The sequence below is a fragment of the Halobacterium salinarum DSM 3754 genome (assembly GCF_008124605.1).
GTDB lineage: Archaea > Halobacteriota > Halobacteria > Halobacteriales > Halobacteriaceae > Halobacterium > Halobacterium salinarum.
This window is the reverse complement of the sequence record NZ_VRYN01000001.1, coordinates 669,495-688,634: the sequence shown is the minus strand read 5'-3', so window position 1 is coordinate 688,634 and position 19,140 is coordinate 669,495. Positions and strand designations below refer to the sequence as shown.

The window sequence follows — 19,140 nt, the reverse complement described above, 5'->3', positions numbered from 1 at the left end:
CCCACCGGCGCTTCACCGAACACAGCCGCCACACAGACCTCTCAACGAAACGATATTCTGCCCGCGCTCACTCCGGCTGATACTCGGTCCCAACGACCCCGCGTATCCGCTCGGCGGTCACTGCCCCGACGCCATCGGCCGCCGTGAGCTCGTCCTCGCTGGCTGTCATCACCGCCTCCACGCTCCCGAACGTGTCAAGCAGCGAGCGCGCTGTCACCGGCCCCACGTCGGTGATCGACGACACCACGTACTCCTGTTGCTCGCCCTGCGTCTTCGCAGCTTTCTCGCCGTGCGCGCTCACCGCGCGGTCGTTGGTGGTCTGCTCGCGCTCGGCGATGGTCTCGATCATCTCCGTGGTATCACCCTCGCCGTTCGTGTGCATGACGCTCAGCCCCCAATCAACCGCCAGCGACGCCATCGCCGACCGAACCGCGTTCGGGTGCACGTTCCGCTCGGCGTAGAGGTCGCCGTCTCCCTCGACCACCAGCACGGGCCGCGTGTACTGGCGCGCAAGCTCCTTGGCCTGCTCGAAGATGGAGCGCTCGCTCCCCAGCAGCGTGTCCATGAAATCACTGTGGGACTTGCGCTCGACGGCCACGCGATCCGACACCACGTAATCCCCCACCGCGAGCGTCTCCAGGCGCGTCTCCACGCCGTCACGCTTCGAGAGCTCGCGCGCGATCGTCGAATCCAGCTCGCGCTGATCCACCACCACCTCGACCGCCTCGCCGGCACCGTCTACACGCGCCGCCACGCCCTCGGTGTCCTCGCCGTCGGACACGTCCTCGGGAGCCGGTGCCGCCGGCTCCTCGCCGGCCGCCTCGGCGTCCCCGAACTCGTCTAGGGCCTGTTGTGCGTCGCCCCCACCGAGTTCGGTCTCCAACTCGTCGGCACGCCCCTTCAGCGACTGCAGTTCCTCGGTCATCTCCTGCTCGCGGCGGCGCGAAATCCAGAAATACGCCTCGTCGCGGGTGTCCTCCGCCAGCAACACCACGACCCGGCCGGCCGTCTGGCGGCCGGTTCGGCCCTTCCGCTGGACCGACCGGATCGCCGTCGGCACCGGCTCGAAGAACAACACGAGATCGACTTCCGGCACGTCCAACCCCTCCTCGGCGACGCTCGTCGACACCAGCACCTCGAAGTCACCGCTCCGGAACTCGGCCAGCGTCTCGCGCTGCTCGGTCTGGGTCATCCCGTCGCTGCCGTCGGCATCCCCCTGCCCGACGAACCGCCGGGTGTCGAAATGCTCGCCGAGAAACGCCGTCAGCGCCTCGGCGGTATCCCTCGACTCCGTGAACACGATGACCCGGTCCCCGTCCTCGATGCCCAGCGTCTCCGCCAGCAACATCCTGGCCTGCCGGAACTTCGGATGCAGGCCGTCGAACTCCCTGGCGGTCCGCATCGCCCGCTTGACCGCCGGCTCGCTCACCAGCCGCTGGCTGGCCTTCGACGCCCCGGCGGTGTTCGCGGCGTTGCGCTGGCGCTCGAAATACCGCCGCACCGACTCCACGCTCTGGGTCTCGACGAGCTCGACGGCGCGCTTGAGCTTCATCACCTCGGCGTGCACGCTCATCCCCTGGTAGCCGTCGCTGTCGTCGTCGTCGATGAGCTGCTGGAGCCGCCCCCGGATCTCGTTGAGGTCTTTCTGGCTGATGTCCGGACTGGACGCCTTCGTCACGCCGATCTCTCGGAGTTTCGCCAGGCGATCCTCGATCACATCGTTGATCGCGTCCCGGATCTCCAGGATCTCCTCGGGGAGCGTGACGCGCTCCCACTGCACGTCGGTGTCGTGGGTGTGCTCGCCGACATCGGCGTCGTCCTCGGTCATCACCTCCACGTTCCCCACGCCGAGGTTCTCACACACCGTCCGGATCTCCGCCTCGGTGCCACCCGGCGACGCGGACATCGCGGTCACCAGCGGAGCGGCCGCATCGGCGTGATACCGCTCGGCTACGTACGTGTACGCGTAATCACCGGTCGCCCGGTGGCACTCGTCGAACGTGCAATGCACCACGTCGTCCATGTCGATGCGGCCGCCCACGAGGTCGTTCTCGACGACCTGTGGGGTGGCGACCACGACCCTGGCGTCGGTCCACGCCGCACGCCGGTCGTCCGGTCGCGTCTCCCCCGTGAACACCACCACGTCGTCGTCCGGAATCGCCAGCGCCTCCCGGTAGAAGCCGGCGTGCTGTTCGACCAGCGGCTTCGTCGGTGCCAACAGCAGTGCCGTCCCGCCCGCGTCGTCGGCCAACCGATACGCCGTCACCAGCAGGCTCACCGTCGTCTTCCCCAGCCCCGTCGGCAGACACACCAGCGTGTGCCCCTGTCGGGCCGCCGCCGCCAACTGGAGTTGGTACTGGCGCGCCTCGATCACACCATCAGCAAGCATCGGGTGGTCGACGTACCCCATCTCCTCCGACATTCGCCCACGAGTACGTCGGTCGCTCGGTTAAGCGTTCGCGTCCCGCGCTCAGACAGCCGCCACCAGCCACATCGCGGCCGCCGACCCCAGCGGGATCGAGGCGTTGTCGTCGATGACGTACCCGCGAACGACCGGTGTCGTGCCGTCGGCCAGCGTCGCGGTCACCGCGCCCGCCACCCCAGCAGACAGCGGCACCGCAAGCAGGCTCGCGATCCCCAGACACACCCCGAACGTCGCCAACAACACCCACCCCTGCTTGAGCCCCGTGCCGCTCCCCGACAACAACCCACTGACCGGATCGCCGATCGACAACATCAACACCGCCGGCACCGCCACGCTCGCGGGAAACACCACCACCGTCGCCGCCCCCGCGAGCATGTACAGCGCGTACCCCGCGGGGTTGTCCTGCTCGTACTCTCGCGTGAGCGCGTCGTACACCCGCCAGCTCACGCGCCCGGACAGCCGCAGCACCTCCAACACGACCGCAATGGCTGCGCCCACCACGAACAACCCCTGTACGACCCGCCACGACACGACGCCACCGAGAAACCCCGCCGGAATGACCGCGCCACTGGCGTGCACGAGCCGCCGGCGGAGTTCGCTCACAGCGCTTCGAAACGCAACTCGCCGTCTCGAAGCCCGACCAGCGTCTCCGCCACCTCCGCGATCGGCACGCGAACCTGTGTTGTGGTGTCCCGATCCCGCAGCGTCACCGCGCCCTCTTCGAGGGCTTCGTAATCAACCGTGACGCAGTACGGGGTGCCGACCTCGTCCTGGCGGCGGTACCGCCGCCCGATGTTCCCCGAGTCGTCGTAGGTCACTGCCAGCCCGGCTGCCCGCAGCTCCGCCGCGATCTCCCGGGCGCGCTCGCCCAGGCCGTCCTTGTCCATCAGCGGGAACACGCCCACCGTCGTCGGCGCGACCTCGGCGGGCAGCCGCAACACGTCCCGTGGTTCGCCGTCGACCTCGTCGGCCTCATAGGAGTGCGCCAGCGCCGTGTACACCGCCCGCCCGATCCCGAACGCCGGCTCCACCACGTGGGGGATGATGTGGCGGCCCGACTCGGTCTCCTCGGCGACCTCGAAGCCGGTCCGCTCGGTGGGCACGGTGTACGCCTCGCCGTCGACGTCCACCGTGACCTCGTCGCCGTCGAAGGCCGCCCGGTCACGGGCCGCCAGCGCCGCCAGCGCGTCGGCCACGTCGCCCGCAGCCCCGCCGAACTCCGGCCCCAAATACGACATCTCGGGGTCGACGCTCGCGCGTTCGACGGTCTTGGGCTCGTCGTACGCCTGAAACACGGTGAAGCTGTCGTCGGCGTGCTCGTCGTGCTTCGAGAGGTCGTAGTCGGTCCGTGACGCCACGCCCTCCAACTCCACCCAGTCGCCGTCGACCTCACCCTCGGCGTCCCAGCAGTCCGACGCGTAATGCGCCAGCTCGCCGGGGAGGTGTTGGCGGAACCGGAACCGGTCCATGTCCACGCCGACGCGCTCGAACCACTGCTTGGAGCGCGCGAGGAAATACGCCACCCACTCGCCGCCCACCACGCCCTCGGCGAGGGCCTCCTGGGGCGTCAGCCGCAGGTACTCCTCGCCGGCTGCCTGCTGTGCGTCGACCGGGTACAGCGGCAACTCCACGTCGGCAACCCGGTCGAGGGCGGGGCCGTCGCCGGCGGGGTCCACGAAGAACTCCAGCTCCGCCATGGTGAACTCCCGGGTCCGCAACAGGGCGTTGCGCGGGCTGATCTCGTTGCGATACCCCGTGCCGACTTGGGCGACGCCGAACGGCAACTGGTTGCGGGCGTACTCCTTGAGCCGCGGGAACTCCGTGAACATCCCCTGGGCGGTCTCCGGGCGCAGATACCCCGGGTCGCCGTCGCCGGGCCCGATGGTCGTGTCGAACATCAGATTGAAGCCGGTCACCGACTGGCCGGCCAGCGGGCCGCCACACGCCGGACACACCAACTCGTGGTCGGCAATGAGCGCCTCGACCTCGTCGGTCGGCATGGATTCGGCGTCCTCGACGTCGGTGTTGTCCTCGATGACGTGGTCGGCGCGGTGGCTCTCCCCGCAGTCCGGACACTCCACGAGCATGTCGTCGAAGTCGTCGAGATGGCCGGACGCCTGGAACACCGGCTCCGGCGTCACCGTCGGCGAATCGATCTCCATGTTCCCCTCGCGGGTGACAAAGCGGTCGCGCCACGCGTCCTCGATGTTGCGCTTCAGCGCCGCGCCCTCCGGGCCGTACGTGTAAAACCCCGCCGCGCCCCCGTACGCCTCGCTCGCCTGGAAGAAGAACCCGCGCCGGCGCGCGAGCTCGCTCACCGTCTCACTCATCGGTGAGCGCAGCCAGCAGGTCAACGTCGCGTACGATACCGGTGAGCTCGTCGCCCGACATCAGTGGGAGCTGCTCGATGTCCGTGTCGAGCATGGTCTGGGCGGCGTCCCTGGAGGTCCGCTTGCCGGTCACGGTCACGACGTCGCTGGTCATGAACTCCCGCACCGGTTCGGCCGGGATCTGGACGTTCCGCGTCGGCAGATACCGGCTGCCGACGGCCTTGATCGACTCCCACTTCCAGTCGTCGTCGTCGGCCGCCATCGAATCGCCGGTGTTGTCCTCGCCCTCGACGACGCGCGCCACGTCGATGATGTCGACCTCGGTCACCATCCCCGCCATGTCGCCGGTCTCCCCGAGCACCACCGAGTACGGCACGTTGGCGTACGAGATGCTGCGCTCGGCGACCGTCAGCGGCGCGCCCTCGTAGGTCGTGTTGATGTCGCGGCGCGCGAGCCCCCCGACGTCGGTGTCGCCGTCGGCCTGCCCGTCGGCGATCGCACGCACCACGTCGGTCACCGTGACGATGCCCTCCAGGCGCTCGTCCTCGACGACCGGCACGCGTCGCGTCCCGGAGTCCACCATCAGCGACGCCACCTCCGGGACCGTCGTGTCCTGGGTGGTCGTCGGCACGTCCCGCATCAGCAACGCCAACTGGTCCTCCTCGGGGCGCTCGATCAGGTCGTCCCGGGAGATGAGTCCGCGATACCGCTCGCCGTCCTCGCTTGCCTTCACCACGGGCACCGCGGAGAACGCCCGCTCCTGTAGGTATTCGAGGATGTCGTCCCGCGTCCCGGGCAGCTCGACCGTCACCACGTCGTCCCGGGGTGTCATCGCGTCAGCGACGTTCATGTGGGCGTCGTACTTGCCCCACCCATTTGTAGGCTACGACAGCTTGCGTCACCGACTCACGGGTCTACGCTGACGATCCACGGAGCCACCGCAGGCCGACCGCGGCGACCGCCACGCCGACGCACAGCGCGCACGCACAACACGAGACAGTGCGTACACCAATCACGAAGCTGTCGTGTCGGCCGCTGGTATCGCCACTCTCGGTATGCGTACGCGTGCACACAGTTTCCACGCGCTAGTCGCGTTACATCGACCACGATCGCGCGGACTTGACGAAGAGCTTAAGTACATGCTATTGTCACCTATGACCATGACAGGTGACGGCATGTCCAACACGAGTCGTCGTCGGTTCCTGAAAGCCACGGGCGCGGCAGCCCTCACTGCCACCGTCGCTGGCTGCAGCGACAGCACCAGCGACGCCGATGGCAGCGGCGGCAGCGAGCCGACTGACGCGCCAACGACCACCGGCGAAAGCACCGACTACCAGCCCGACTTCGACAAATACCCCTACGGGATCGACGAGACGAAAGTCGCGGAAGCGCGCAAGGTCATGGAGGAGGCCGGCTACGGCCCCGACAACAAGTACGAGCTCAACTGGCTCCAGTACCAGAGCCCGACGTGGAAGGAGATGGCGAACACCATCCGCGCCCGGCTCGAACAGGCCCACATCGAAATGACGATCAACGACGCCAACTTCTCGTCGCTGCTTGAAACCACCAAGCAGGGCGAGCACGAGGCGTTCACCCTCGGATGGGTTGCCGACTATCCGCGGCCGCGGAACTTCATGCAGCTCGTTCAGCCGGACAACACGATCTACGGCGGCGAAACCGCGGCCAACGGCGCACGCCTCTACTGGAAGGAGGACGCCAACTCCGATCCCGGCGTTCGGGAGTTCATGACCGAACAGTACGAGCGGCTCGTCAGCAACCCCGGCCAATCAGAGGACGCGATCCAAACTCGGAAGGACGCCGCAACCAACATGGAAGAAGGGATCTGGGAGTCGGCTGCCCTCATTCCGGTGTACCACAACCTCGCCCAATCCTTCTGGTACGACCGGCTCGACTACAACCCACCCGGCGCGATGGACTCCTCGAAACAGAAGACGAACAATGCTGTCGCCGGCATCGACGGGAAAGGCCGGTTGAGCGGCATTTCGTCCACGTTCAACTCTCTGGACCCGGTCGCCTCCGGCAACACCGCAAGCGGGGCCAAGGTGATGGACCTGTTCGACGCGCCGACCAACTACGAGAACGGTCGGACGGAGATCACGAACCTCCTCATCACCGACTACGAGACCAACGACGACCTCTCCGAGTACACGCTCACGTTCAAGGAGGGCGTGCAGTTCCACGGCGACTACGGCGAGATGACCGCCGACGACGTCGTGTACTCGATCCGTCGGCTGGCGGAGTCGACGAACTCCACCAACCAGTCGTTCGCCATCTCCACGCTGGGCATCGAACACGAGGTCGACGAGAACGGCGCAGTCAAACGCGCCACCGGCGTCGAAGCTGTCGACGACTACACGGTTCGTCTCACACTCGAATCGCCGTTCCCGTACGCCCTCGACGTGCTAACGTACGGTGCGTTCTCCGTGGTTCCGGAGGGGATCGTCGGTGACATCGAGGGCTACGAGGGCGACATGCCGTATCCGGAGTTCTCCGCGTCGAACCCGGTCGGCACCGGTCCGTTCACGTTCGTGGAGTGGGACTCCGGCAACGGCGGGTCGTACTCCGCGGATGCCTTCGAGGACTACCACGACGGCGCGCCGGCGATCGACGGCATCGACGACACCATCATCTCGGACGACACGGCACGATACAACTACTTCCTGAACGAGAACGCCGACCTCGCCGGCATCCCGACCTCGAAATACGATCCATCACTGCATTCCAGCGGTGAGACGCTCCCCGGTGGCCGCAAGCTCGGCACCTACGGCCCCATGGAGAACGACAAGACGGTGAACTCCTCGTCGGTTTCGACGATCGACACGTACTACGTCGGCTTCAACATGACCAAGGTCCCGAAGCCGGTGCGCAAGGCGATGGCGTACGTGATCAACCGCGAGCAGTTCGTCTCGGACGTGTTCAAGGGCCGTGGTGTCGGTGCCTTCCACCTGCAGCCGCCACAGCTGTTCAGTGACGGCCAGGAGGGGTACAACAACCATTACCAGGGCGAGTAACCGGCTGAGTCAGTAAATCGAACCTTTTTTTATTACCTAATTCAACCCTTGAGTCACATCCGCACGCTTGCGACACCCTAGCGGATATCAACTATGTACGCCGCCGAAACAACAGTCCGTGGTGATACACAATGAACCGACCACTATACATCGCGAAGCGGTTACTTCTCGGTGTCCCGGTCCTCCTGTTCGGTCTCACACTCACCTTCCTGATCCTGTACCTGGGGCCGATCGATCCCGTCCTCGCCATCCTCGGGAAGGACGCAACCCCAACCGCCGCCCGCAACCTGGAGATCTCCCTGGGGATCCGATACCCCAACGGCAGCCTCGTTCCACTGTGGGTGCAGTACAAGAACTTCCTCGTCAACATGGTGACGTTCGACTTCGGGACGTCCTGGGCGATCGCCCGAGACCAGCCCGTGGCCGCCATGATCGTCGGCCGCCTGCCCGCAACCATCTGGCTCGGCTTCTGGTCAGTGCTGGTTGCGCTTTTCGTCGGCATTCCGGTCGGCCTGTACGCGGGCCTCAACTCCAACTCGTGGAGCGATTACGCGGCCTCCTTCGGGGGAATCGTTTGGCGTGCGATGCCGAACTTCTGGCTGGCAGTGATGCTGTCCGGGCTGCTCACGGCCGGCGGCGTGCTCGATGGCTACGGTGATTTCCTCATCAAAACCGACGTTGTCGGCACCTCGAACGCGCTCCAACACCTGTTCTCGGGGATCGACCCGTTCGCCGGCGTGCCCGTCTTGGAGTTCTTCTGGATCCCCGTTCCGAACCTCGGCCCGATGGCCGAAGCGTTCAAGTGGATCCTGCCGGCCGCGCTCGTTCTCGGGTCCTCATCGATGGGTAACGAAGTCCGCATCGGCCGGACTGCCGTCCTCGAAAGCCTCCGGTCCGAATACGTCGACACCGCGAAAGCCAAAGGCGTCTCCCCGCGACGCATCATCGTGAAACACATCGGCCGAAACGCGGTCATTCCGCTGCTCCCGGTCATCATGGGCGAGTTCTACTTGCTCATCGGCGGCTCCGTTCTCGTCGAGAAGGTCTTCAGCATCAACGGGATCGGGAACCTCTTCATCCGCGCCGCGTTCAACTCCGACATCCCGGTGATGATGTCGCTGGTGTTCATCTTCATCCTCATGCAGATCCTGTTCAACCTCCTCCAGGACGTGCTGTACACGTACATCGATCCGCGAATCACGCTGTCAGACACGACCGAGTAACACAATGGCCGCAAACACCACTCACGCAGACGACACACGAGACACCACACGCCGCAGCACCGACGGTCTCTGGACCCGCATCCGCACCAACCCCCAGCCGGCCCTCCGATGGGGTGTCGTCGCTGCAGTGCTGGTCGTACTGGAGCTGGGTGCTCTTACCGGCGGAATCCTCACGCTCGTTGACGCCCTCGTCATGGGTGTCACCGGTCTCATCGATGTCATCGTCGGACTGGTTTCACCGGCGTTGGCCGGCCGAGTCGTCGACGTCCAACTGGCGCTCAGCACGTTCATCGAGGGCGTTCGGTCGACGGCACAGAGCCTCCCGACGCTTCTCAGCCGCGATGTCATTCCCAACCAGGGGTACAACGACCCCTCGACCGTGCGGTCGTTCCTGGGATTGTCGTACAACGCCTGGACCGGGCCGTTTTTGGGACTGTCGCCCGCCGCCGCGTGGGCGATCCGGATGGCGTTGACACTCGCGTACTCGCTGTTCACCTTCTACTGGCTGTACCGCGGCTGGCTCACGTTCCGCACCCACTACCGCAGAGCCGGCTGGACGCCCCGCGACGACATGGTCAATCGGCTCCGCAACCACTCCTGGGGGAAGTTCGGGATCGTCGTCCTGGTGTTGTTCCTCACGATGTCGCTGTTCGGAACGACGCTCGCGCCCTCGACGGTTCAGCAGAACATCACCGCCTCGTACGGCAACGAGGTCCAGTACGTCTCGGACGACACCGGCGCCGTGGAGACGATCCCCGTCGGGGAAGCGAACTTCAACTCGAAATCAAAGGGCAACCCCGCACAGAACGTGGGTGTCATGACGTACGACGACTACGGGCGGTTCCATCCGTTCGGCACGCTCCCCAACGGCCGTGACCTGTTCACGTATATGATGGGTGGTGCCGAAACCACGCTGATGGTGACGGGTATCGCCATCGGGATGGCGGGGTTCATCGCCGCGCTGCTGGCGTTGGTGTCGTCGTACTACGGGGGGACGGTGGACCTCTCCGTGCTGACGCTCGCCGACGGGATCGTCTCGATCCCCCAGCTGTTGTTGTTGATCATGGTCAGTGTCGTGTTCCAGGACCACTGGCTCAAGTCCGTGTTCAACGGCGGGCTGCTGTTAGCGCTGGTGTTCGGGCTGACGACGTGGCCGGTCCTGTGGCGTTCGCTCCGTGGCCCGGCGTTGCAGGTCGCCGAAGAAGAGTGGGTTGACGCCGCGAAGAGCTTCGGCCAGCAACCCACGGTCACGATGCGAAAACACATGCTGCCGTACGTGCTGGGGTATCTGTTGATCTACGCGTCCATGACCGTGGGCGGCATCGTCATCGCGATGGCGTCCCTGTCGTTCCTCGGCAACGGACTCGGGATCACGCCGCCGACGCCCGCGTGGGGCCGCGCCATCTCCCAGGGGCAGCCCTACGTGTCGTCGGCGTCGTGGCACATCGCCCTCATTCCCGGCCTGATCATCGTCGTCCTGGTCACCGGAGCGAACGCGCTCGGGGACGGCATCCGTGACGCGATCGACCCCGAGAGCGAAGGCGGCTCCGAGGAAGAAGCTGCGGCCACCGGAGGTGGTGCATAGATGCAATCCACGACACCGACAGCCGACGACGACCCGCGGGGCGAATCGATCCTGTCCATCCGGAACCTACAGACGGTCTTCCGGACGGACCACGAACACATCCGCGCCGTTGACGGGATCTCGCTGTCGATTTCGCCCGGCGAAACGCTCGGGATCGTCGGCGAATCCGGCTCCGGGAAAAGCGTCACTGCGCGGTCGATCATGGGGCTGGTCGACGCGCCGGGCGAAGTCCTCCCGGAGTCCTCGATCGTCTTCGACGGCACCGAGCTCACGGAGCTCAGCGCCGACCAGTACCAGGAGGTCCGCGGGAGCGGCGTCGGCATGATCTTCCAGGACCCACTGAAATCCCTGAACCCCGTCTACACGGTGGGCAACCAGATCCGGGAGGCCCTCCGGATCAACCGCGGGATCACCGGCCAGGAGGCCACGGACGTCGCCATCGACCTGCTCGAAGACGTCGCGATCCCCGACCCCGAGCGGCGACTCGACGAGTACCCCAACGAGTTCTCCGGGGGGATGCGACAGCGCGCAGTGATCGCGATGATGCTCGCGTGCGACCCCGACGTGCTCATCTGCGACGAACCCACGACCGCACTCGACGTGACGATCCAGGCCCAGATCGTCGAACTCCTCCAGGACATCCAGGCCGAGCGTGACCTGGCGATCCTCTTTATCACCCACGACATGGGCGTCATCGCGGAGATCAGCGACCGCGTCAACGTGATGTACGCCGGCGAGTTCGTCGAGAAGGCACCGGTCGAAGAGCTGTTCGCAAACCCCAAACATCCGTACACGCAGGGCCTGTTGGACGCCATCCCGGGAACGAGCGTCGACGACGAGCGGCTCAACACCATCGAGGGCGACGTGCCGACGCCCAACCAGCCCGCGACCGACTGCCGGTTCGCCCCCCGGTGTCCCAAGGCGTTCGAGGACTGCACCGAGGTTCATCCGACACACGTCTCGGTGTCCGACACCCACGACCACTCGACGGCGTGCCTGCTGTACCCCGAGGGGAAATCGCGCACCGAGCGCGTCGAACACCACCGCTCGCAGGCCCCCGCCGACACACAAGGAGGTGCCCAGGAATGAGCCAGCAATCGATCCAGTCGACCGCGGACGCCGACCAGCACAGCCAGCCACTCGTGGAGGTCACCGACCTCAAAAAACACTACGGCGACGGCGGCCGGTTCAGCGGCCCGCCGGTCAAGGCCGTCGACGGCGTGAACTTCGAGATCCAGGAGGGCGAGACCCTCGGGCTGGTGGGTGAGTCCGGCTCCGGGAAGACGACCCTGGGGCGCACGCTCATCCAGCTCGAAACCGCGACCGAGGGCACCGTCTCCTTCGACGGCCGGGACATCACGAAGCTCACCGGCAGCGACCTCAAGCAGTGGCGCAAGAACGCCCAGATCGTCTTCCAGGACCCGGATTCAAGCCTCAACGACCGCATGACCATCGGTGAGATCGTGCGCGAGCCCCTGGACGCCCACGACTGGAACTCACCCGCCGAGCGCCGGGACCGCGTCAAGGAGCTGTTGTCCTCAGTCGGCCTCCAGGCGGACCACTACTACCGGTATCCCCACCAGTTCTCCGGCGGGCAACGCCAGCGCATCGGCATCGCACGCGCACTCGCCTTGGAGCCGGAGTTCATGGTCCTCGACGAACCGGTGAGCGCGCTCGACGCCTCCGTGCAGGCGAAGATCCTCAACCTCTTGGAGGACCTCCAAGACGAGTTCGGGCTTACGTACCTGTTCATCGCCCACGACCTCTCGGTCGTGCGTCACATCTGCGACCGCGTCGCAGTCATGTATCTCGGCAAGATCATGGAGATCGGCGAGACGGAGGAGCTGTACGCCGACGCGAAAAACCCCTACACGCGGTCGTTGTTGTCCGCGATCCCACGGCCCGACCCCACCATCGACCGGAACCGAATCACGCTTCCCGGTGCCCCGCCCAGTCCCCGCAACCCGCCGGCGGGGTGTCAGTTCAGCACCCGGTGCCCGGCGAAGATCCGGCCCGAGGCGTACGCCGACATCGACGACGACACGTGGAGTCGCATCGAGCAGTTCCGCGAGGTCGTGCGTGAGCGCACCCGCGACCAGATGGGGGTTCGTGACCGCGTGAAACGTCGCTTGGGCACGTTCTCGAAGTACGACGACATCGAGGAGGCCGCCGACGACCTGTTCGCGGACGTCGACCTCCCAGCGGGAATCACTGACACCGTTGACACCGCCATCGAAGCAGTCAAAGACGGCCGTCCAACCGAGGCACACGACGCCCTCACACGGGAGTTCGGCGGCGTCTGTGACACCGAGCGCCCCGACATGCACCAGGTCAGTGACGCCGGCCGGCTGAGCTACTGCCACCGCCACGATTCGGAGTACGACTCGGTCGCCGACACGCTCGCCGACCGGTCCCACGAGTAACCACTGTCATGCACGAGCGCGCGCTTCGACTGATCGACCTCGTCTATTCGGCAGGGCTCGTGTCGGGTGCGCTCGTCGCCACCACGCTCGCCGCCACCACCCTGCTGGGGGCGTCGCTCGTGACGGCGAAGTTCGCGCTCTTCGTGGTCGGCGTCCTGCTTTCGGGTCTCGGTTTCATGGCTGTGCGGCCCGCGCCCGCAGCCCCCCACAAGGACGAGCTCGTGTCCGTGAGTTCGCAGTCCCAGACCAGCGTCGAGCGCTGGATCCAGACCATTCCCCCGCTGGACAGCCAGCCGCTGCGACACCCCGACCGCATCAGCCGCAACTGGAAGCTGCTCGTGACCGGCCTGGTCGTGCTCGCGGTGTCGGCGTTCATGGAGTTCGTGTTGGGAATCTCCGTTGCGAGCCCGTGACGGCGCTCATCCCGGATTTCGCATGGTTTATGTGGTCGGTGTTGATTGTACACATATGACCACGAATACGGCGTCCGCACCGCGGTTCGTCATCAGCTGGGTTCTGCGGAAGTTCGTCGGCGTGTTCGTCGCGTACGTTTCCGTGGCGAGCCTGACGCGCGCGATCTCCGGCGGTAGCACCATCGGCATGGTGTTCTACGCGCTGCTGGTGGCGGTCGGCGTCTACCTGTTCGTCAACATGTAGGCACGGCGGTGGCCTCAGGGCTGGCGGTCGTACGCGTAGTACGCCGCCGGCTCCGGGAAGAACGCCGACACGTCGTCGTGTGTGAACGCACCGTACTCGGTGTGATCGATCGCTTTTACGCGTGTGTGCATCTCCTCACGGTCGGTCGCCGCCCGCACCAGATCGGTGGCGTCCCGCATCCGGAACGTTCCCGCGAGAAACACCACGACCTCGGCGTCCATGTCGAGCTGCTCGACGACGACGTAGACGTGGCCCTCCTGTGTCCGCTGGTAGACGGCCGTCTCGGTGAACTCGGCGCTGTCGTAGTGGGATTCGAACGTCTCGCCGTCGGCCTTCGAGACGATGAACGTCAACCCGAACTCGTCGTCGGCCCCCTCCGCCGGTGGGACCGGCGCCGTACTCCCCGCGGTGATGGTGCAGGTCGTGAACCCGTTTTCCTCGCGGTCGGCGGCCATCGCCTCGATGTCCTGCAGCGTTCGCTCCCAGTTGGTCTTCACCGACTCGCTCGTCTCGGAGAGATGGGCTCCGTTCGCGGCTGGCCCGTCACCGCGGGATTGCTGGTCCATACTGGGTGCCAGACCGCCCACAGTGAAAGCTTTTCCCACGGCACTCGACGACAGTCCGCGTTCGCCGGCGACGTGGCACCGAGTCAACCCGCCGACAGCTTCGACGCTGTTAAGTACTTCCTGTGGTGTTGTAGCATACGTCATGTCGACTGACGCCACGCCCGCGGCGCACGCAGGGACCGACGTGATGGCTTCGCTGGACGACGACGGCCCACGCGCCCGACTCGTCATCGCCGACATCTCCACGGACGACGCGTGGATGTCGGTAACCGAGGCCCACGCCACCCCGCTTCCGGCGTGGCGGTAACGGCGTTCCCGACACCGCAACGCCAGGACTTTTGCGCACCCGCATCCTTGAGACGAGCATGAACGCTCGCGAAGTCACGGGTGGCCGTGAGTTCGTCGTCCGCCTCGACCCCGGTTCGGAGTGGCGCACCGAACTCGAAACGCTGGCCGCCACGGAGGACATCACCGCCGCCTGGTTCACCGGTCTCGGCGCCGTCCAGGACGCGGAACTCTGGTATTACGACCAGGACGACTTCGAATACACCGCCGCCGAGTTCGACGAACCCCTCGAGGTCGCCGCCTGCGTCGGCAACATCGCCACCCTCGACGGCGAGCCGTTCGCGCACACGCACGCGACACTGTCGCGGCGCTCCGGGCAAGCCCTCGCGGGCCACCTCGAACGCGCGACCGTGTTCGCCGGCGAACTGTACGTCCGCGAACTCGACGCCGACCTCGTTCGCGAGCACGACGCCGCCACCGACCTCGACCGCTGGCTGTAATGCGGCCCACCGACGAAACCTACTTCGAAACGCTGGAAACCGGCCTCGACGACGCCTTCGAGGTCGCGGAAGCCGCCCGGGAACGCGGCGAAGACCCGACGCCGAACGTCGAAATCCCGGTCGCAAAGGACATGGCCGACCGCGTCGAGAACATCCTCGGGATCGACGGCGTCGCCGAGCGCGTCCGCGATCTCGACGGCGAGATGAGCCGCGAGGAGGCCGCGCTGGAGCTCGTCGCGGACTTCGTCGACGGCCGCGTCGGCGACTACGACACCGACGCCGGCAAGATCGAGGGCGCGGTCCGCACCGCGGTTGCACTGCTCACTGAGGGCGTGGTCGCGGCCCCCATCGAGGGGATCGACCGCGTTGAAGTCAACGACAACGACGACGGCACCCAGTACGTCGCGGTCTACTACGCCGGCCCCATCCGGTCGGCCGGCGGCACCGCGCAGGCGCTCTCGGTGCTCGTCGCCGACTACGCGCGTGCGATGCTCGGCATCGACGCGTTCAAACCCCGCGACGACGAGATCGAGCGCTACGCCGAGGAGGTCGATCTCTACGACTCCGAGACCGGTCTCCAGTACTCCCCGAAGGACGCCGAAACCACGTTCATCACCGAACACTGTCCGGTGATGCTGGACGGCGAAGCAACCGGCAACGAGGAGGTCGATGGGTTCCGCGATCTCGAACGCATCGACACCAACTCCCCGCGGGGCGGCATGTGTCTCGTGCTCGCGGAGGGCATCGCGCTGAAAGCCCCCAAGATCCAGCGCTACACCCGGAACCTCGACGAAGTCGCGTGGCCGTGGCTCCAGGACCTCATCGACGGCACCATCGGCGCCGACGACGCCGACGAAGACACCCCGGACGCCGGCAGCGACAGCGACGCATCCGACGACGGGGACGCCCCCAGTGCGAGCACCGACACCGAGGAGCCACCCCGCGCCGACCCCTCGGACAAGTTCCTCCGCGACCTCATCGCGGGCCGGCCGGTGTTCGGCCATCCCTCCAAAAACGGCGGGTTCAGGCTGCGCTACGGGCGTGCGCGAAACCACGGGAACGCGACCGCGGGCGTCCACCCGGCGACGATGCACTTGCTCGATGACTTCCTCGCGACGGGCACCCAGATCAAGACCGAACGCCCCGGGAAGGCCGCGGGCATCGTCCCCGTCGACTCCATCGAGGGGCCGACGGTGAAACTCGCCAACGGCGACGTCCGCCACATCAACGACCCCGCGGACGCCCTCGACGTCCGCAACGGCGTCGCGGAGATCCTCGACGTCGGCGAATACCTCGTGAACTACGGGGAGTTCGTGGAGAACAACCACGAGCTCGCGCCCGCCTCGTACGCCCCCGAGTGGTGGATTCAGGACCTCGACGCCGCGGGCGCGGACGTGCAAGCCCTCCGGGACTCGCCGTACGTCGATCTCACCGCCCCCACCGCCGATCAAGCCATGGCGTGGGCGACCGACTACGACGCCCCGCTGCACCCGGCGTACACGTACCTCTGGCACGACATCGACGTCGAGCAGTTCCGCGCGCTCGCCGACGCCGTCGCCGACGCCCACACCGACGCCAGCGACGACGACGACCGCGGTGTGCTCGTGCTCGATCACACCACCACCGTGCGCGAGACGCTCGAAGCGCTCCTGGTCACCCACCACCAGGGCGACGACACCATCCGGGTCGACGACTGGCTGCCGCTGGCGCGCTCGCTCGGCGTCACCGAATCGCTCGACCGGGAGTGGGAGACGCTCTCTGAGGCCGCCGCCGAGTGGCCCAACGCCGTCCGCGCGGTCAACGAAGTCGCGCCGTTCAGCGTCCAGGAGCGCGCCCCCACACGCATCGGGAACCGCATGGGCCGCCCCGAGAAATCCGAATCCCGCGATCTCTCGCCGGCCGTCCACACCCTGTTCCCCATCGGCGACGCCGGCGGCAGCCAGCGCGACGTCGCCGACGCCGCGCGGTACGCGCCGGACATGTCCGACACGCCCGGCGAAATCCCCGTCCGGGTCGGCGACCGCGTCTGTCCGTCCTGCGACGAGCACACCTACGAATCGCGGTGCCCCGACTGCGGGGACTGGACCGACCCCCACTACGAGTGCCGGGACTGCGGTGCCGTCGCCACCCCCGACGAGTCCGGGCGCGTCGAATGCCCGAACTGCGGGCGGGACCTCGACAACGTCACCACACAGGTCATCGACATCAACGACGAATACCACGGCGCGCTCCGCGCCGTCGGCGAGCGCGAGAACGCCTTCGACCAACTCAAAGGCGTCAAGGGACTGTTATCCGCGGAGAAAACCCCCGAACCCATGGCGAAAGGCGTCCTGCGCGCGAAACACGACGTCACCGCGTTCAAGGACGGCACTGTCCGCTACGACATGACCGACCTCCCGGTGACCGCCGTCACACCCGCGGAGCTCGACGTCACTGCCGGGCAGTTCCGCGAACTCGGCTACGACCAGGACATCCACGGCGACCCCCTCGAACACGACGACCAACTGGTCGAACTCCGCGTGCAGGACGTGGTGCTCTCCGACGGCGCGGCCGACCACATGCTCAAGACCGCGGACTTCGTCGACGACCTCCTCACCCAGTATTACGGCCTCGACGCCTTCTACGACCTCGACGACCGCGACGATCTCGTCGGCGAACTCGTCTTCGGCATGGCACCCCACACGTCGGCCGCCGTCGTCGGCCGCGTTGCCGGCTTCACCTCCGCGTCCGTCGGCTACGCCCACCCCTACTTCCACGCCGCGAAACGCCGGAACTGCTTCCACCCGGAGACGAACGTCTGGTTCCGCGACGAGTCCGGGGAGTGGCACCACGACCCGATCGAGACACTCGTCGAGGCGCGACTCGATCCCGACACGGCCGACGAGGACGACTTCGGAGCCCTCGTGCAGGCCCTCGACGGCGACGTGTTCGTGCCCTCGGTGACCGAGGACGACGAGGAGACCCTCCAGCGAGTCGAAGCCGTCTCCAAACACCCCGCCCCGGACCACCTCCTCGCGGTTGAGACGAAACGCGGCCGGGAACTGACCGTGACCCCCGACCACTCGATGCGTCGGTGGACCGGGGACGGCATCGAACGCGTCGACGCCCGGGAACTGACGGCGGGCGACGCTCTTCCCGCACCGACACAGGTTCCGGGCGACGACGAGACGGCGACGTCCGATCCGCGTTCCGAGTCCCTGGACGGCACACACCCGCAGCGACGCTTCGGTGACGGCGGCAGCGTCCGGACCGACGAGGTCGTGTCCGTCGAACCGGTCCGATCCAGCGTCGACCACACGTACTCCCTGACCGTCGCGGAGACCAACACGCTCGTCGCAAACGGCCTGTTCACCGGGCAGTGCGACGGCGACGAGGACTGCGTGATGCTGCTGATGGACGGCCTGATCAACTTCTCGAAGTCGTACCTGCCGGACAAGCGCGGCGGCCGGATGGACGCGCCGCTGGTGATGTCCTCCCGCATCGACCCCGCGGAGATCGACGACGAAGCCCACAACATCGACATCGACCGCGAGTACCCCCGGGAGTTCTACGAGGCGACCCGGGAGCTGGCCGACCCCGAGGACGTGGCGGACCTCATCACCCTCGCGGAGTCGACGGTCGGCACCGACGAAGAGTACACCGGCTTCGGGCACACCCACGCCACCTCCAACATCCACCTGGGGCCGTCGCTGTCGGCGTACAAGACCCTGGGGTCGATGATGGACAAGATGGACGCCCAACTGGAGTTGGCCCGCAAACTCCGGTCGGTCGCCGAAACCGACGTCGCCGAACGCGTCATCGAGTACCACTTCCTCCCGGACCTCATCGGGAACCTGCGCGCGTTCAGCCGCCAGGAAACCCGGTGTCTGGACTGCGGGGAGAAATACCGCCGCATGCCGCTCAGCGGCGACTGCCGGGAGTGCGGTGGGCGCGTGAACCTCACGGTCCACGAGGGCTCCGTCAACAAGTACATGGACACCGCCATGCGGGTCGCCACCGAGTACGACTGCCGGGAGTACACGAAACAGCGCCTCGAAATCATGGACCGACGCCTGGAATCCGTCTTCGAGGACGACACCAACAAGCAAAGCGGCATCTCCGATTTCATGTGACC

Annotated in this window: 15 protein-coding genes; 10 read left to right on the top strand and 5 right to left on the bottom strand. The window is 66.6% G+C overall.

Annotation, left to right across the window (positions count from 1 at the left end; genetic code table 11):
* Positions 1–67: 67 nt before the first annotated feature.
* Genes APQ99_RS03625 through APQ99_RS03610 form a run of 4 tightly spaced genes read right to left on the bottom strand, consistent with a single transcriptional unit; the run spans position 68 to position 5,605 of the window.
* Positions 68–2,422 carry a DEAD/DEAH box helicase gene (locus APQ99_RS03625; RefSeq protein WP_136361638.1) on the bottom strand — a complete coding sequence of 785 codons (2,355 nt, stop codon included), beginning with the start codon at positions 2,420–2,422 and terminating at the stop codon, positions 68–70.
* A 48-nt stretch (positions 2,423–2,470) separates the two neighbouring features.
* Entirely contained in the window at positions 2,471–3,028 is a 558-nt protein-coding gene (locus APQ99_RS03620) for a diacylglycerol/polyprenol kinase family protein (protein ID WP_136361637.1), read from the bottom strand.
* Positions 3,025–4,755 carry a glycine--tRNA ligase gene (glyS, locus tag APQ99_RS03615; RefSeq protein ID WP_010903756.1) on the bottom strand — a complete coding sequence of 577 codons (1,731 nt, stop codon included), beginning with the start codon at positions 4,753–4,755 and terminating at the stop codon, positions 3,025–3,027. Before glyS ends, APQ99_RS03620 begins: the two co-directional genes overlap by 4 nt.
* A complete protein-coding gene (locus APQ99_RS03610; protein WP_010903755.1) occupies positions 4,748–5,605 on the bottom strand; it encodes a CBS domain-containing protein in 858 nt (285 codons plus the stop codon). Before APQ99_RS03610 ends, glyS begins: the two co-directional genes overlap by 8 nt.
* A 310-nt stretch (positions 5,606–5,915) precedes the next feature.
* Between APQ99_RS03610 and APQ99_RS03605 the strand changes: the two genes are divergently transcribed.
* From APQ99_RS03605 to APQ99_RS03575, 7 genes are all read left to right on the top strand, one after another.
* Complete coding sequence (locus tag APQ99_RS03605) at positions 5,916–7,787, top strand: ABC transporter substrate-binding protein (protein WP_049892555.1); 1,872 nt, start codon at positions 5,916–5,918, stop codon at positions 7,785–7,787.
* A gap of 131 nt (positions 7,788–7,918) precedes the next feature.
* The gene (locus APQ99_RS03600) at positions 7,919–9,010 is read left to right on the top strand and encodes an ABC transporter permease (RefSeq protein ID WP_010903753.1); all 1,092 of its coding nucleotides are present in this window, start codon (positions 7,919–7,921) and stop codon (positions 9,008–9,010) included.
* Positions 9,011–9,014: 4 nt separating this feature from the next.
* A complete protein-coding gene (locus APQ99_RS03595; protein ID WP_136361636.1) occupies positions 9,015–10,595 on the top strand; it encodes an ABC transporter permease in 1,581 nt (526 codons plus the stop codon).
* The gene (locus tag APQ99_RS03590; RefSeq protein WP_136361635.1) at positions 10,596–11,684 is read left to right on the top strand and encodes an ABC transporter ATP-binding protein; all 1,089 of its coding nucleotides are present in this window, start codon (positions 10,596–10,598) and stop codon (positions 11,682–11,684) included.
* The gene (locus APQ99_RS03585) at positions 11,681–13,018 is read left to right on the top strand and encodes an ABC transporter ATP-binding protein (protein ID WP_010903750.1); all 1,338 of its coding nucleotides are present in this window, start codon (positions 11,681–11,683) and stop codon (positions 13,016–13,018) included. The genes APQ99_RS03590 and APQ99_RS03585 overlap by 4 nt, the downstream gene beginning before the upstream one ends.
* 8 nt (positions 13,019–13,026) lie before the next feature.
* Entirely contained in the window at positions 13,027–13,431 is a 405-nt protein-coding gene (locus tag APQ99_RS03580) for a DUF7555 family protein (RefSeq protein WP_136361634.1), read from the top strand.
* Between the two features lie 55 nt (positions 13,432–13,486).
* Positions 13,487–13,675 carry a hypothetical protein gene (locus APQ99_RS03575; protein ID WP_227970891.1) on the top strand — a complete coding sequence of 63 codons (189 nt, stop codon included), beginning with the start codon at positions 13,487–13,489 and terminating at the stop codon, positions 13,673–13,675.
* A 14-nt stretch (positions 13,676–13,689) separates the two neighbouring features.
* Here the strand turns inward: APQ99_RS03575 and APQ99_RS03570 are convergent, their stop codons facing one another.
* Positions 13,690–14,241: a DUF7529 family protein gene (locus APQ99_RS03570; RefSeq protein WP_136361633.1), complete on the bottom strand. Its 552-nt coding sequence runs from the start codon at positions 14,239–14,241 to the stop codon at positions 13,690–13,692.
* A gap of 142 nt (positions 14,242–14,383) precedes the next feature.
* Between APQ99_RS03570 and APQ99_RS12495 the strand changes: the two genes are divergently transcribed.
* The 3 genes from APQ99_RS12495 to APQ99_RS03560 are packed head-to-tail and all read left to right on the top strand — an operon-like array spanning position 14,384 to position 19,138.
* Positions 14,384–14,548 carry a DUF7556 family protein gene (locus APQ99_RS12495; protein WP_012289488.1) on the top strand — a complete coding sequence of 55 codons (165 nt, stop codon included), beginning with the start codon at positions 14,384–14,386 and terminating at the stop codon, positions 14,546–14,548.
* 58 nt (positions 14,549–14,606) lie between these two features.
* On the top strand, positions 14,607–15,026 hold the full coding sequence (locus APQ99_RS03565; RefSeq protein WP_010903746.1) for a PPC domain-containing DNA-binding protein: 420 nt from the start codon (positions 14,607–14,609) through the stop codon (positions 15,024–15,026).
* Positions 15,026–19,138 (top strand): DNA-directed DNA polymerase II large subunit, encoded by a 4,113-nt coding sequence (locus APQ99_RS03560; RefSeq protein WP_136361632.1) that lies wholly within the window; start codon positions 15,026–15,028, stop codon positions 19,136–19,138. The genes APQ99_RS03565 and APQ99_RS03560 overlap by 1 nt, the downstream gene beginning before the upstream one ends.
* Positions 19,139–19,140 lie beyond the last annotated feature (2 nt).

Bases quoted from the DNA above. Each gene is read 5' to 3' on its own strand.
- APQ99_RS03575 (WP_227970891.1), top strand. From the start codon at position 13,487: ATGACCACGAATACGGCGTCCGCACCGCGGTTCGTCATCAGCTGGGTT.
- APQ99_RS12495 (WP_012289488.1), top strand. From the start codon at position 14,384: ATGTCGACTGACGCCACGCCCGCGGCGCACGCAGGGACCGACGTGATG.
- APQ99_RS03595 (WP_136361636.1), top strand. From the start codon at position 9,015: ATGGCCGCAAACACCACTCACGCAGACGACACACGAGACACCACACGC.
- APQ99_RS03570 (WP_136361633.1), bottom strand. From the start codon at position 14,241: ATGGACCAGCAATCCCGCGGTGACGGGCCAGCCGCGAACGGAGCCCAT.
- APQ99_RS03585 (WP_010903750.1), top strand. From the start codon at position 11,681: ATGAGCCAGCAATCGATCCAGTCGACCGCGGACGCCGACCAGCACAGC.
- APQ99_RS03560 (WP_136361632.1), top strand. From the start codon at position 15,026: ATGCGGCCCACCGACGAAACCTACTTCGAAACGCTGGAAACCGGCCTC.
- APQ99_RS03605 (WP_049892555.1), top strand. From the start codon at position 5,916: ATGACAGGTGACGGCATGTCCAACACGAGTCGTCGTCGGTTCCTGAAA.
- glyS (WP_010903756.1), bottom strand. From the start codon at position 4,755: ATGAGTGAGACGGTGAGCGAGCTCGCGCGCCGGCGCGGGTTCTTCTTC.
- APQ99_RS03600 (WP_010903753.1), top strand. From the start codon at position 7,919: ATGAACCGACCACTATACATCGCGAAGCGGTTACTTCTCGGTGTCCCG.
- APQ99_RS03590 (WP_136361635.1), top strand. From the start codon at position 10,596: ATGCAATCCACGACACCGACAGCCGACGACGACCCGCGGGGCGAATCG.
- APQ99_RS03625 (WP_136361638.1), bottom strand. From the start codon at position 2,422: ATGTCGGAGGAGATGGGGTACGTCGACCACCCGATGCTTGCTGATGGT.
- APQ99_RS03565 (WP_010903746.1), top strand. From the start codon at position 14,607: ATGAACGCTCGCGAAGTCACGGGTGGCCGTGAGTTCGTCGTCCGCCTC.
- APQ99_RS03580 (WP_136361634.1), top strand. From the start codon at position 13,027: ATGCACGAGCGCGCGCTTCGACTGATCGACCTCGTCTATTCGGCAGGG.
- APQ99_RS03610 (WP_010903755.1), bottom strand. From the start codon at position 5,605: ATGAACGTCGCTGACGCGATGACACCCCGGGACGACGTGGTGACGGTC.